The sequence below is a fragment of the Rhizobium sp. PEPV16 genome (assembly GCF_008919455.1).
Taxonomy (GTDB): domain Bacteria; phylum Pseudomonadota; class Alphaproteobacteria; order Rhizobiales; family Rhizobiaceae; genus Rhizobium; species Rhizobium leguminosarum_Q.
In genome coordinates, this window is sequence record NZ_VSZV01000334.1 from 46,065 (window position 1) to 59,499 (window position 13,435).

General features: G+C 60.8%; 14 protein-coding genes. 8 read left to right on the top strand and 6 right to left on the bottom strand.

Features of this window, described 5'->3' with window-relative positions; genetic code table 11:
* The first annotated feature begins 18 nt into the window (after positions 1–18).
* The 4 genes from FY112_RS24210 (at position 19) to FY112_RS24225 (ending at position 3,326) form a co-directional block, all read left to right on the top strand.
* Positions 19–582: a biotin transporter BioY gene (locus FY112_RS24210; RefSeq protein ID WP_026158553.1), complete on the top strand. Its 564-nt coding sequence runs from the start codon at positions 19–21 to the stop codon at positions 580–582.
* A gap of 171 nt (positions 583–753) precedes the next feature.
* Positions 754–1,266 carry a GXWXG domain-containing protein gene (locus FY112_RS24215; protein ID WP_094086593.1) on the top strand — a complete coding sequence of 171 codons (513 nt, stop codon included), beginning with the start codon at positions 754–756 and terminating at the stop codon, positions 1,264–1,266.
* A 132-nt stretch (positions 1,267–1,398) separates the two neighbouring features.
* Complete coding sequence (locus FY112_RS24220) at positions 1,399–2,190, top strand: alpha/beta hydrolase (RefSeq protein WP_017959240.1); 792 nt, start codon at positions 1,399–1,401, stop codon at positions 2,188–2,190.
* A complete protein-coding gene (locus FY112_RS24225; protein WP_131623035.1) occupies positions 2,187–3,326 on the top strand; it encodes a PAS domain-containing sensor histidine kinase in 1,140 nt (379 codons plus the stop codon). Before FY112_RS24220 ends, FY112_RS24225 begins: the two co-directional genes overlap by 4 nt.
* Before the next feature lie 80 nt (positions 3,327–3,406).
* Here the strand turns inward: FY112_RS24225 and FY112_RS24230 are convergent, their stop codons facing one another.
* On the bottom strand, positions 3,407–3,619 hold the full coding sequence (locus FY112_RS24230; protein WP_181018272.1) for a hypothetical protein: 213 nt from the start codon (positions 3,617–3,619) through the stop codon (positions 3,407–3,409).
* Between the two features lie 302 nt (positions 3,620–3,921).
* Between FY112_RS24230 and FY112_RS24235 the strand changes: the two genes are divergently transcribed.
* On the top strand, positions 3,922–4,308 hold the full coding sequence (locus tag FY112_RS24235; RefSeq protein WP_245274313.1) for an adenylate/guanylate cyclase domain-containing protein: 387 nt from the start codon (positions 3,922–3,924) through the stop codon (positions 4,306–4,308).
* 13 nt (positions 4,309–4,321) lie between these two features.
* Positions 4,322–4,696, top strand: coding sequence for a DUF3307 domain-containing protein (locus FY112_RS24240; protein ID WP_151519442.1), 375 nt, complete (start codon positions 4,322–4,324; stop codon positions 4,694–4,696).
* Positions 4,697–4,810: 114 nt separating this feature from the next.
* On the opposite strand, the gene FY112_RS24245 is transcribed toward FY112_RS24240, so the two are convergent.
* The 4 genes from FY112_RS24245 to FY112_RS24260 all read right to left on the bottom strand — a co-directional run bounded on the left by FY112_RS24245 (position 4,811) and on the right by FY112_RS24260 (position 11,002).
* A complete protein-coding gene (locus FY112_RS24245; protein ID WP_151519443.1) occupies positions 4,811–6,355 on the bottom strand; it encodes a methionine--tRNA ligase in 1,545 nt (514 codons plus the stop codon).
* A gap of 272 nt (positions 6,356–6,627) precedes the next feature.
* Positions 6,628–7,974, bottom strand: a complete 1,347-nt coding sequence (locus FY112_RS24250) for an SLC13 family permease (RefSeq protein WP_131645549.1) — start codon at positions 7,972–7,974, stop codon at positions 6,628–6,630.
* 95 nt (positions 7,975–8,069) lie between these two features.
* Entirely contained in the window at positions 8,070–9,584 is a 1,515-nt protein-coding gene (locus tag FY112_RS24255; RefSeq protein WP_131645551.1) for a malonyl-CoA synthase, read from the bottom strand.
* Positions 9,581–11,002, bottom strand: a complete 1,422-nt coding sequence (locus tag FY112_RS24260) for a malonyl-CoA decarboxylase (RefSeq protein ID WP_151519444.1) — start codon at positions 11,000–11,002, stop codon at positions 9,581–9,583. Before FY112_RS24260 ends, FY112_RS24255 begins: the two co-directional genes overlap by 4 nt.
* Positions 11,003–11,167: 165 nt before the next feature.
* Here FY112_RS24260 and FY112_RS24265 point away from each other — a divergent pair, with 165 nt between their 5' ends.
* On the top strand, positions 11,168–11,818 hold the full coding sequence (locus FY112_RS24265; protein WP_094086599.1) for a GntR family transcriptional regulator: 651 nt from the start codon (positions 11,168–11,170) through the stop codon (positions 11,816–11,818).
* Positions 11,819–11,881: 63 nt separating this feature from the next.
* Here FY112_RS24265 and FY112_RS24270 read toward each other — a convergent pair whose 3' ends face one another.
* A complete protein-coding gene (locus FY112_RS24270; RefSeq protein ID WP_094086600.1) occupies positions 11,882–12,283 on the bottom strand; it encodes a thioesterase in 402 nt (133 codons plus the stop codon).
* A 286-nt stretch (positions 12,284–12,569) separates the two neighbouring features.
* On the opposite strand from FY112_RS24270, the gene FY112_RS24275 reads away from it, so the two are divergent.
* Positions 12,570–13,435, top strand: an 866-nt coding sequence (locus FY112_RS24275; protein WP_246700732.1) for a histone deacetylase family protein, incomplete at its 3' end; no start/stop codon positions are given.

A 13,435-nucleotide genomic window follows, 5' to 3' on the forward strand; every position in this document is an offset into this window, starting at 1 on the left:
AATACGGAATTGATGATGATGAGCACCCGCGACCTCGTTCTTACCGCCCTCTTCGCCGCGATCATCGTGGCGCTCGGCCTGCTGCCGCCGATCTCGCTCGGCTTCATTCCAGTGCCGATCACGGCGCAATCCCTCGGCGTCATGATGGCCGGCGTCGTGCTCGGCGCCCGGCGCGGCGCGATTGCCGTGCTGATCGTGCTGGTGTTGGTGGCGATCGGCCTGCCGGTGCTTTCCGGCGGCCGCGGCGGGCTTGCGATCTTCGCGTCGCCAACGGCCGGCTTCCTGATCGGCTGGATCTTTGCCGCCTTCGTCACCGGCTATCTCAGCGAGCGGCTGGTCAACGATCAGCAAGCCGCCCTGGTGCAGACGGTGAGCTTCTTCCTCGCCGCCATGGTCGGCGGCATCGTCGTGCTCTACGCCTTTGGGATCACCTATCTCGCCACCGTCGCCGGCCTCGGCTTCACGAAAGCCTTCGTCGGCTCGATGGCCTTCATTCCCGGCGATGTGATCAAGGCTTTCGTCGCGGCCCTGCTTGGCCGCGCCGTCATGGTCGGCTATCCCCTGCTGCCGTCACGCGCCTGAGGCAGAGGTCGATCTTATCTGGCCAATGCCCAACGGCTCCTTCGAGGGCCGTTGGGCTTAAGATAGAACCTATGCGAAAGCCTCACCAGGCGTTCCGCCCGTTCCACATAAACGGGAACTTCCAAACCTTCTTTTCATTCTTCCGCAACGAATATCCGTGAAGGAGAAATCATGCGAGGCGACCAGCAGGAGGAGATGGCTACCTGGTTCCGGTCGCTGGAGCCCGTCCAGCCAAAGGACATGGTCGGCCTTTGGAGCGGCGTTGGTATTCCGTCGGGTCATCCACTGGACGGCGTGCTCGAGAATCTCAACTGGTTTGGCAAGCGCTTCCATTCCGACATGCGGGCGGACGCCCTGCTCTTCAAGTGGAGACCGGGCCGGCTTGTTCCGATCGAGCCAAGTTTCTTGCCTGTTCGGCTGGCGATCAAGATGGCGCCCTTTGGCCGGACGTTCGTCGCCCGCCATTGGTTCTCGTACCTGCAGAAGATGCTTCGAGCGAGAGGCACGACAGCTTCATTGAAGCTTCAGGCTCTCGACGGCGTCAAAACGGCTGCGATGGTCTACGACAAACAGCCGATCGTGGACTACTTCCACAGGATTGACGATGACGGGATTGCCGGGATGATGTGCGTGCACGACGACCCGCGGCGATTCTTCTTCAAGCTGCAGGAAGTGATGGGCTGAGGCATGTCGCAAACGGCAGGGCGGTCGCCTTCTGGAATATCATGTCACACATCCATCGAACCCGTTGCCTCCCCGATCTTTCCTCAATCCATGACAGGCGGAACATGCTATGAAAGCGGGGAAGAGGACGAGATGACCGTCATCGATCGAAATCATGTTCAAGTCCGGGGCGATGGCCAGCGTGCCATGATCTTTTCGCATGGATTCGGGTGCGACCAGAATATGTGGCGCTTCGTGGCGCCAGCCTTCGAAGGCGACTTCAAGACAGTGCTGTTCGATCATGTCGGCGCCGGGCGATCCGATCTCGCGGCTTATGATGCCCAGAAGTATTCGTCATTGGCGGGTTATGCCGATGACCTCATGGAAATCTGCCGCGCGCTCGGCCTGACGCAAACGGTCTTCGTCGGCCACTCCGTCAGCGCAATGATCGGCGTCGTCGCATCGCTGAAGGCGCCGGAGCTGTTTGAAAGCCTGATCCTTGTCGGGCCGTCGCCGCGCTATATCAACGACGGTGACTATGTCGGCGGCTTCAGCGCGGCAGATATAGACGAATTGCTGACGTCGCTGGACGACAACCACATGGGATGGTCTGCCGCGATGGCGCCAGCCATCATGGGCAATCCGGATCGACCGGAACTCGGTGAAGAGCTGACGAATAGCTTCTGCCGCACCGATCCTGAGATCGCCAAGGCGTTCGCACGGGTGACATTCACGTCAGACAACCGCAGCGACCTTCAGCACGTCACCGCCAGAACGCTGATCCTTCAATGCCGGGATGACATCATCGCCTCCGAAGAGGTCGGCGAATTCGTCCATCGGCAGCTCCCAAACAGCCAATTGGTGGTGCTGAACGCGAGTGGCCACTGTCCTAACCTCAGCGCTCCCGACGAGGTCATATCCGCAATCCGGCGGTTCGTCCGATGACTGCAATCGACACGCAGAGTTCCATGCCGGCGGAAGACCTCGAGGACTTGTACGAAAACGCGCCCTGCGGCTATCTTTCGCTGCAGCTGGACGGACGCATCGTCAAGGTTAACAGAACGCTTTCGACCTGGATCGGCATCCCCGCCGAGCAGCTCCTCGGCAAACGACTTCACGACCTGCTCAACACCTCGGGCCGTATATTCTACGAGACCCATTTTGCGCCTTTGCTGCGCATGCAAGGATTTTTCAACGAAGTTGCCCTCGATCTCGTCACAGTGGACGGCAAAAAGCTGCCGGTGCTCGCCAATGCGATGGAAAGACGGGCGGAAAACGGTGCTCTGCTTTTCACCCGCGTGACGATGTTTCAGGCTGCCGAGCGTCGCCGTTATGAACGGGAGCTGGTCGAGGCGCGCGCCGCGGCCGATGCTGCTGGCGCCACGATCAAGGCCAAACTTGCCTTCGAACAGCAAACCGCCGAGTTGCGGGAAGAGTTCATTGCTGTTCTCGGCCACGACCTGCGCAACCCGCTTGCCTCGATTTCAGCCGCTGCGCGCATTCTGCGAAAAGAAAAGCAGACCGATCGCGCGATTAAAGTTCTCGACTTGATGCAAGGCAGCGTCGTTCGCATGTCCGCCCTGATCGACAACGTCCTCGACTTCGCGCGCGGACGATTGGGTGGCGGCATCACGCTCGAGAGGCGGTCGGAGCATCTCGAGCCGCTCTTGCGGCAGGTCATCGAAGAACTCCGCTTCAGTCATCTCGACCGCGCAATTGAGGTGACCATCGAATTCGACGGGCCGATAGACTGCGACAGCGGCCGGATCGGCCAGCTGGTGTCCAATCTTTTGGGAAATGCCCTGACTCACGGGGCGCCGGACGAACCGGTGCGGCTATCGGCGGCAACTGTCGACGGAAAGCTGGAGCTTTGGATCGCCAATGGCGGCGCTCCGATTTCCAGCGAGGCGATGACAGGGCTTTTTCAGCCTTTCTTCAAAGGTGAAGCCGGCACAAGTCAAAGAGGATTGGGGCTGGGTCTGCACATCGCCTCGGAAATTGCCCGCGCCCATGGCGGGACGATCACGGTTAGTTCCGATGACAAGGAGACGCGCTTCACCTTTGTGATGCCCTTGGATTGACCGGGGCACAGCCGCGCCGGAATCCGGGCAACAAAAAACCGCCTTGAGGCGGTCGGGCATTCTATCGATTTCAGTTTGATTTAGTCTCCTCCTCCACCACCGCCGTCACCGCCGTCACAGTCGCCTGAGGCATCGAACCAGCCTCCACCTCCATCGCCGGAGCTTCCTGAACTGCCCGACCTACGCTTGGTGTTTGCGGTGGTCTGGGCAGTGCGCCCTCGTGCTGCCCCGGTGATCAGGGCAAACAGGACAAAGCCTGCGATGAGCATGGTAGTCATAAGAAATATACTCAATCAGTCTCCTTCGTTTGTTTCAGGAAATCTTGTTTCCTGATTAAAATAGTAGATTATTTTCGCTCTGCCGGAAATAGCCTGAATATGAAACTTTCATGACATTCTGGATCACGTCAAGCGTGGGCTGTTGCATCAGCGGGCAAGGACCGCATTCACCGAATCGTCCTTCGACTGATCGATTGAGAACATGGAAGGCCGTTCGATGTGCGTTTCGCGCTCCCGCGCGCTTTCCATCGCCGCGATCCACGCCGAGGGCGGCACGGTCGACAAATTCATCGGCGACGCTGTGATGGCGATCTGGAATGGCCCCGAACGACGAGCCCGATCACGCGTCGTGTGCCTGCCGTGCCGCGGCCGCGATCCGTAACGCGATGCATGCCATCCCGCCGCTCGCGCCCCAGCATGACGCAGTGCGGGTCAGGATCGGCATCAACAGCGGGACGGCACTCGTCGACAATATCGGCTCGGCCGAACGCCTGAGCTACACGGCGATTGGCGATGCCGTAAACCTCGCAAGCCGCCTGGTCGGCGTCGCCAAAGACAAAGGCGTTGAAATCGTGTTGAGTGGCGAGACGTGGGAACGGGCCGACAGGCGGCTCGATGCCCGCTCGCTGGGAGAGACGGTGGTGCGCGGCAAATCGCAACCGGTGCCGATCTTTACCCTGGACCGGAAATCGCCCCCAATTTGAGGGAGGAAGGATCATGGAAAGTGCATCTTCCCTTATTGGCCTACTCGCCTGGCTGCAGGTCAAGCATTTCGCCGCCGACTATCTCTTGCAGTCGACCTGGATTCTGCGGGGCAAGGGCGACATCCGCCATCCCGGCGGCTATATCCATGCAGCGATCCACGTCGCAGGCACCCTTCCGGGATTGTTTTTGTTCGGGCTGGATGGCGTGACGGTCGCGGTCTTGGCGCTAGCCGAATTTCTAATTCACTTCATCATCGATCACTTAAAGGCCGTTCACTCGCGCCGCCATCCGGCTGCCGTGGCAACCCGTCCTTACTGGGCCGCGCACGGAGCCGATCAGTTGTTGCATCACTTGACCTACACTGGGATTTTGGCTGCTGCGATGTGAGAAGATAGGCGTTTGATTGATCCTGCAGATCATGCGAATGCCGCTGTTAGCGCGATCGGGAAGAGGATGACTGCCCTCTCCTACCGTCTCCAAGCAGGCTCGAAACCTCGTCGTTCAAGCCGGCGCTCGTTGCGGAAAAAGGACGGCTTGTGGAGCGGCCTTGACCCCGCCAACGATCAAGGGGTCCCGATAGAGGCGAGGAGACGGTATTCCCAGCCTGGAATGCAGCGTTGCGGCCGAGCTTGGCAGGAACGGCAGGAGGCAGCGGGCAACGACCGCAAGGCCGTAGACCTGCTCGGCCAGGGAAGCGCCGAGGCGCGCAGTGGTCGCCTGCCGATCCTCCGGCGTGAGATCGGCAAGCAGGGCTTTCGCATCCGCCCATGGCGCGCCTTGTGTAAACCGCCTGTTCGCCGCGCCGATAAACGCAAAAATATCGGCGAGGCCGACATGGAGCTCGTAGGCATCGAAGGCTTCAGCCACCTTCCCCGGAAGGCGGGCAGCCTCATCTACGAACGCGCTGTCCGGCACGGGCGGAACGAAACCGCCGAATGACGTGGACAGAAGCGCAAGCACCCGGTTCGCGAGATTTCCGAGCTGCCCGGCGAGCTCTCCCGACCAAGCGGCTTCGAGACGCTCGGCGGAGAAATCGCCGTCGTCTGCCGAGCGTATATGCCGGAGCAGGTAATAGCGCAGTGCATCCGGCGTTGCGTAGGATTGGATGATGCGTTCCGGATCGATGCCGTTGCCGGCCGACTTGCCGATCTTCCGGCCCTCCACCGTGACATAGCCGTGCACGAGGATCGAGGATGGCGGCGGCAGGCCTGCGGACAAGAGGATGGCCGGCCAGTAGATGGCGTGGAATTTGGAGATGCCCTTGCCGACGACGTGGATGCGTTGGCCGCCGTTCCAATAGCGCTGCAAGAGGGTTTCATCGGACCCGTGGCCGAGACCTGTGAGATAGTTCGCCAGGGCATCGAACCAGACATAGACGACCTCATCTCCATCGGGGACGGGAACGCCCCAGCCTCGCGCCCGCTCCGCACTGCGCGACACGCTGATGTCGGTCAGGCCACGCCGCAGCAGGGCAAGGATTTCGTTGCGCCGATGAGCCGGGACGATCCGAAGCTCGCCGGTCTCGAGAAGCGCAAGCAGCCGGTCGCCGTAACGGGAGAGACGGAAGAACCAGTTCTCCTCGCGGATGGTCTCAAGGGCGATGCCGTGTTCCGGGCACCGCCCGTCATCGAGTTCCGACGGCTCGTAGAATTGCTCGCAGCCGACGCAATAGAGACCCTCATATGCCTTGCGATAAAGGTCGCCCTTGCTAGCGCATGCCCTCCACAAGGCGTGGACGCAGGCGATGTGCCTCGGATCGCGGGAGGTGCGGACGAATTCCTCGTTGGAGATATCGAGCAGGCCGCCAAGGCGCTCGAACCTGTCCGCGTTCGCATTGACGAAGTCCTTGACCTCCACTCCCGCGGCTTCCGCCGACCGGACATTCTTCAGGCTGTTGTCGTCGGTTCCGCACTGGAACCTGATGTCGTGGCCGAGAAGCCGGAAATGGCGGGCATAGGCGTCGGCCTGGATCAGCTCGAGGGCAAAGCCCACATGCGGCGCGGCATTCACATAGGGGATCGAGGTGGTGATGTAGATCTTGTTCATCGGTGTTTCCTTTCGAAGGCTGTTATTGCCCGCGAGACGGATCGACCCATGAAAAGACCGCCTCGAGGGCGGTCGCTGGTGCATTCTGGACGCACGAAACCCGCCACGCTATGAGCGCGACATCATCATCACGAAAGTGCTGATCAGGGTGTTGTCCATGCGATTTTCTAGCATCGCGGGCCGTTTCGAACAAGCGCGCTCTTCGATCTGGATGCACTGGCGCCGCGGGCATGGCCTGCGGCGGAAAGCGATGATTCCAGGGCAGCCCGCCGTCACACCAGCCCGGACACGACAAACACCAACCAGGCGACGATCGGGCCGATGATCGCGATCAAGGCGCTGTAGACCAGCAGCTGTCGCAGCACCTGCTCTCGCCAGTCGTCCGGCGCATTGGCGACGACAAGAGCGCCATTGGTGGAAAACGGGCTGGTATCGACGATCGTCGTCGAGATCGCGATCGCCGCGACCACACCGATGGCGCTGACGTGTCCTTGCAAGAGGAACGGAACGGCAAGCGGGATGATCGCGCCGAGCAGCGCGGTCGAGGAGGCAAAGGCCGAGACGATGGCGCCGGTAAAGCAAAGCAGGAGCGCCACCAGCAGCGGCATGCCGAGACTGGATATACCGTTCGCCACGTAGTCGACGGTACCGGCTTTCTCCATGACGCCGACATAGGTGATGATGCCTGATATCAGCAGCACGGTCGACCAGCTGACCTTGTCGATTGCTGCCTTCTGAGTCTTCGGTGACAAGAGCGCCAGCGCGACGGCGACTGTCATGGCGACGAGGCCGACGTTGAACTTGAAAACCAGGGCGCCGATGCCGAGCGCCGTCAGGCCGATCAAGGTGGTAATTCTCTCATTGTTCAGGCGCAATGTCGTCGCGGTATCGGCCGCCGTACCATAGGCATGCTCCCTGATCGGCTTAGCCGGCGTGCCGCCGTGACCTCTGATCGACTCCGACACGCCCTCGGGATGGAGTTCGGGCAAGGGGCCAAGCGATGCTGGATCTTGCTTCATCGCTTTTGCGCCGCCGAAAACGAAGAAGACCAGCACTGCGATCGCCAGGTTGAAGAAGAAGCTGGAGAGAAACAGCGAAGTCGGCGCGAAAGGCAGGCCGGCCTTCGCAACGATCTGGTTGGTGATACCGCCATAGATGCTGATCGGCGAAAAGCCGCCGGCCTGCGCGCCATGGATCACCATCAAGCCCATCATGACCGGGTGGATGCGGTACTGAACGGCAAAGCTCAACGCGACGGGTGCGAGAATAGCGACCGCGGCAGGCCCAAGAGCACCGAAACCGGTAATGATGGCGGCGACCAGGAACATCACCCAGGGAATCAAGCCGATCCGCCCGCGCACCAGGCGGACGGCACATTCGACGAGCCAGTCGATCGTGCCGTTGATCTGCGCTATGGCGAAGAGATAGGTGACGGCGACGAGCGTCAGGAACAGATCACTCGGAAAGCCGGCAAAAATATCGCTGGTTTTCATCCCGATGATCATCGAGCCGAGCACAAAGGCGCCAGCAAAAGCGAGCGCACCCATGTTGATCGGCTGGATCGTCGCAATGATGAACATGGCGACCAGCAGGCCTATGGCCAATAGTTCAATACCCATGATTCCCCTCCCTCCGACGCCTCCAGCGCCGTCGTTGTTGTGTTCAAGATTGATGCGGGATGTCGACGCACCCTCCTCCCAGAGGGCGCGCCGCCTTACCTCCTCGTGTAAAGATCGGCGTATTGCTGCCGCAGGATGTTTTTCTGGACCTTGCCCATGGTGTTGCGCGGCAGGTCGTCGGCGAAGATGATGCGCTTGGGCTGTTTATAGCGGGCAAGACGGTCCTGGAGGGCGCTGACGATGGTCTTCTCATCGAGGACGGCGCCGGGCTTGCACACGACGACGGCCGTTACGCCTTCTCCGAAATCGGGATGCGGCACACCGATCACAGCGCTCTCAACCACACCCTCGATCTGGTCGATCTCGCCTTCGACCTCTTTCGGATAGATGTTGTATCCACCCGAAATCACCAGATCCTTGCCGCGACCGACGATGTGGACATAGCCTTCCCGGTCGATCTTGCCGAGATCGCCGCTGATGAAGAAACCGTCGGCGGTGAACTCGGCCGCCGTCTTTTCCGGCATGCGCCAATAGCCCTTGAAGACGTTCGGCCCCTTGATCTCGATCATGCCCGTTTCTTCACGCGGCAGCACGAGCCCGGTGGCGGGGTCGGTAACGCGCACCGTCACATCAGGCAGCGGGAAACCGACCGTTCCGGCAATCCGTTTGCCCTCATAGGGGTTCGAGGTGTTCATATTGGTTTCCGTCATGCCGTAGCGCTCGAGAATGGCGTGACCGGTGCGGGCCTGGAACTCGGTATGTGTCTCTGCAAGCAGGGGAGCCGATCCGGAAATGAAAAGGCGGATATTGGCGACCGCTTGCTCGTCGAGGCGCGGACTTTGCAGGAGGCGCACATAGAAGGTCGGCACGCCCATCATCATCGTTGCCTGCGGCATCAGCGACAGGATCTCCTCCGGATCGAACTTCGACAGCAGGAACATCGAGGCGCCGGCGAGCAATGTGACGTTCGTGGCGACGAACAGCCCATGTGTATGGAAGATCGGCAGGGCATGGATCAGCCGATCGTCGGCGCTGACGCGCCAATAATCTCGCAAGGTCAGGGCGTTCGAGAGCAAGTTTCCATGGGTGAGCATCGCCCCCTTGGAGCGTCCGGTCGTTCCCGACGTGTAGAGGATCGCAGCCAGATCATCCGCGGAACGCGAGGCATCGACAAAGTCGGCCGGCTCATCGCGTGCGAGATCCAGTAACGAACCGCTGCCGTCGGCATCAAGCGTTTCGACGATCGCGCCGTGAGGCTTGGCGATTTTCTCCACGCCCTCTCTCGCAGCCGACGCAACAACCACCAAACGCGGCTCCGCATCGCCGATAAAGTAATCGAGCTCAGCCAGCGTATAGGCGGTGTTGAGTGGCAGGTAGACCGCACCTGTTCGAAGACAGGCGAGATAGAGGATCAGCGACTCGGCACTTTTCTCGACTTGCACCGCCACCCGGTCGCCGGGGCGAATGCCGAGCGTGTCCATCGCGCCGGCAATGCGGCCGGAAAGAGCGAAAGCGTCATCATAGGTCCATGTGCGCTTGCTATCGATCCGGATGAACGGTGCGTCACCGGGCGCAGCCGTCCGCATGGCGTCGAAAAGATGGTTGCTCACTTTCGCCCTCCAAGCGTTGAGTTCATGATCTGTGCGAATGGCCGGGAGCCTTGCTGGCCATTGCCGCCGCGGCGGACTTCGTCGTTCTGGTTGAGCAAGCTCTTGACGGCAGGCGAGGCAATCACCTCGCCGCGCTGCGCCAGGGCCTCGTGGTTGGCCACGATATCGTCGAGCTTGTAGAGGTAGTTGACCATCAGGCCGTGTGCCTGCTGCATCGCCTTGGTCGAGCGGTCGCCAAGAAAATTCAGTCTTTCCAGTCGAGCGCCGTTGCCGAGATGGAAGCGGGCGACAGGATCGATGGGGCGGCCCTCCGGCGTCCGTTCTGTCAGGAAATAGCCCGCGGCAAGAGGCAGCAACACGCGCTCCACTTCGCTCGCCGTATTCTCGTTGTCAGGCCAGCTCGGATCATCCAGCAAGGTCAGTTTTTCGAGGACCGCTTCCGGCAGCAACCGGTCGGCGGCCGAGGCACGTGCTTTGGCAAGCCAACGGGCAAAGCCTGGTACGGGCGACAGCGTGACGAAATTCTTGAGGCCAGGCAGGTCTCTGCGCAGGTCTTCCACGACCTGCTTGATCAGGAAGTTGCCAAAGGAGATGCCGCGCAAACCATCCTGGCAGTTGGAGATCGAATAGAAGACAGCCGTCGTCGCCTCGTCGGCATTGATCTGCTCCCTGCCCTCGACGAGCACATCTCCGATCGCGCTGGGCACGGATCGTGTCAGCGCCACCTCGACGAACACGAGCGGCTCGTCGGCCAATCGGGGGTGGAAGAAGGCAAAGCATCGGCGGTCGGCCGGTGCCAAACGACTGCGCAATTCCTCCCAGCCGGCGATCTCGTGCACGGCCTCGTATTTGATGATCTTTTCAAGAATGTAGGCCGGCGTCGACCAGTCGATGGGGCGCAGCGTGAGAAAGCCGCGATTGAACCAGGAGCCGAACAGATGCGTGAAGTCGGCGTCAAGCGCGTGATATCCTGCGGATTGGTCTTTGGAAGCAAGCAGCTGCTCACGCATCCGGACAAGCTTGGCGGTGCCGTTCGGCGCGTGATTCAATCGGCGCAGAAGCTCCTGTCGCCGCGGCTCGGCTGCCTGGTGGAGAGCAATGATCGCGGCAGAGCTTTTGTCGGTGCGGTAATTTTCTATCGCCTGGTCGAGCTTGGCCGTGTCGGGGCCGAACTTTTCATGCAGCATATCGAGGAATGCCTGCGCGCCCTCGCTCTCGAGCGCGCCCCAGCGATCGAGTATCTCGGCCGCAAGCGCCATGCCCGAGGCTTCGCCCCGGCTCGACAGCAGCATTTCACAGAGCGTCTGGAGATCGGCCTTGGCTGCGACCTGCGTGGCGCGGGAGCCGGAAAACAGAAGCTGGCGTCCGCGATCCGTGATGCTCTGCAGCATGTCGGTGAAGAAGGAAGCCTCAGACATGCCATCTCTCCTCTCTTCTGCCGGCCGGCTGGGTGCGGACCGTATTTGACCGGCTGCTTCCCATCGTCGGATTTCATCGGTAGTATGTAGAATGCCACTCTTCGTACACGAGGTCAACAATCGTGTATACAAGAATTGCGTTTATGTATGAGGGAAGTGAGACGAATGTCCGAGAATGTCGGCCGATGGCTTCGGGATGAGATTGAAAATTCAATTCTTTCCAACGAGTTCTCCCCCGGGGAGCGGCTCGACGAAACCGTGCTTGCGACGCGTTTCGGGGTCTCCCGCACACCCGTGCGCGAGGCGCTGATGCAGCTCGATGCGATCGGCCTCATCGAAATTCGACCGCGCAGAGGCGCAATCGTCATCGATCCGGGGCCGCACCGCGTTTACGAGATGTTCGAGGTGATGGCTGAATTGGAGGGCCTGGCCGGGTCGCTCGCCGCACGACGGCTGGACGAGGCCTCCCGGGAAGCGATCACGGCCACCCACAGCCGCTGTGAGAAATCTGCCGCTGCCGGTGACAGCGATGCCTATTATTACGACAATGAGGAATTCCATAAGGCCATCTATGCAGCCGGCCGAAGCGAATTCCTCGAGGAGCAATGTGTGCAATTGCACCGCCGCCTGCGGCCTTATCGCCGCCTCCAGCTGCGCGTGCGCAACCGCCTGTCGACCTCCTTCTCAGAACATAGCGCCATCGTCGATGCGATCTTTGCCGGAAATGGAGATGAAGCCCGCCGTCTGCTGCGGACGCATGTCGGCATTCAGGGAGAGAGGTTCAGCGATCTGGTAGCCAGCATGGCGGCGAGATGATTGGACGGCGTGACCGAGCTCAGGCGGCAGGGAAGTAAAACGCAACCCGCCCGAAGCACCACCCTAATCCAAAAACCGATAAAGCCAGTCGCGCGTTTCCTCCGGCAGCGAGGCCGGCGACTGGTCCTCGCGGGTGCGGGCCTGCCAGATGATCTCGACCTCGGCGGCACGCTCCTCCCCGGTGTCGATCGAAACGAGGAAGCCGATGGAATGCATGCCGATCTTGTCGACCGTGGCGGTGAAGGTTGCCGGCTCGTCGTAGTGCAGCGGACGGTGAAGCATGCAGGAAATCTTGCTGGGGCTATAGACGGGTTCGTCATCGACATCGGGCCGTGACGACCAGAAGCCTGCCAGGACGGACTCGGCATAGGAAATATAAGAGGCCAGAAACATCTGGCCGGTCATATCGACATCGCGAAACGGCACGCGTATTTCCGCCACATCAGGACGTTTCGACTGACTCATCAACAGATCTGCCCTACAGAGTTCCCATGGCAACACTACTTCATAATAGCTTATACCGGAACCGGCTTAAGGATAAAATTACGCAATAGTTCAAAGTGTTACAGTGTCCTCCACCCGCCTGAATGGATGCGGCGCCGCTGCAATGGACCGGCTCGACGGAAACGGCGCAAATGAGACAGTGTGATAGGCCAACGGTCGGCAGGCGCGGCAAGAGCGCTTGTTGAAATCGTCAGGCGATGCCCCATCTGCTGTGGCACATGACATAAGCGACCGATAGAGTGTCTTCATGAGCACCCGTCTTTATGAACACCCGATCTTCCTGGAACATGTCACGCCCGCCGGCCATCCGGAGCGATCGGACAGGATCCGCGCCATCAATGTCGCACTGGAACATCCGAATTTCGAGCGGCTGGAGCGCCGGCAGGCGCCACAGGCGAACGAGGATGCGGTGCTGCTGGCCCATCCAGAGGAGCATCTGACCGCCGTCATGCGGGAGATTCCCGAGGAAGAGGGGGAGATCAATCAGATCGAAGCCGACACCTATGCCAGCAGCAAGAGCCTGCAGGCGGCGCTGACCGGCATTGGCGGGGCGATGGCGGCGGTGGACGATGTCTTTACCGGCCGGGCCGACAATGTCTTCGTCGCCGCCCGCCCGCCGGGGCACCATGCCGAGAAGATGACGGCGATGGGCTTCTGCTTCTTCAACAATGCGGCGATCGCCGCCCGGCATGCGCAGAAGACGCATGGCGCCGAGCGCATCGCCATCGTCGACTGGGACGTGCACCACGGCAACGGCACGCAGGATATCTTCTGGGACGATCCCTCGGTGCTGTTCTGCTCGACGCATCAGATGCCGCTCTATCCCGGCACCGGCGCCAAGGATGAGAAGGGCAAGCACAACACCATCGTCAATGCGCCGCTGTCGCCGAATGTCGGCAGCGACCATTTTCGCGAGGCGTTCAAATCGCGCGTGCTGCCCGCGCTTGACGATTTCCGGCCGGATCTCATCATCATCTCCGCCGGCTTCGACGCGCATCACCGCGATCCGCTGGCGCAGATCAATCTGACGGGTGAGGATTTCGACTGGGCGACCGGGCGCGTGCTGGAACTCGCGGACCGGCACGCGAAGAACCGGGTCGTCAGCCTGCTCGA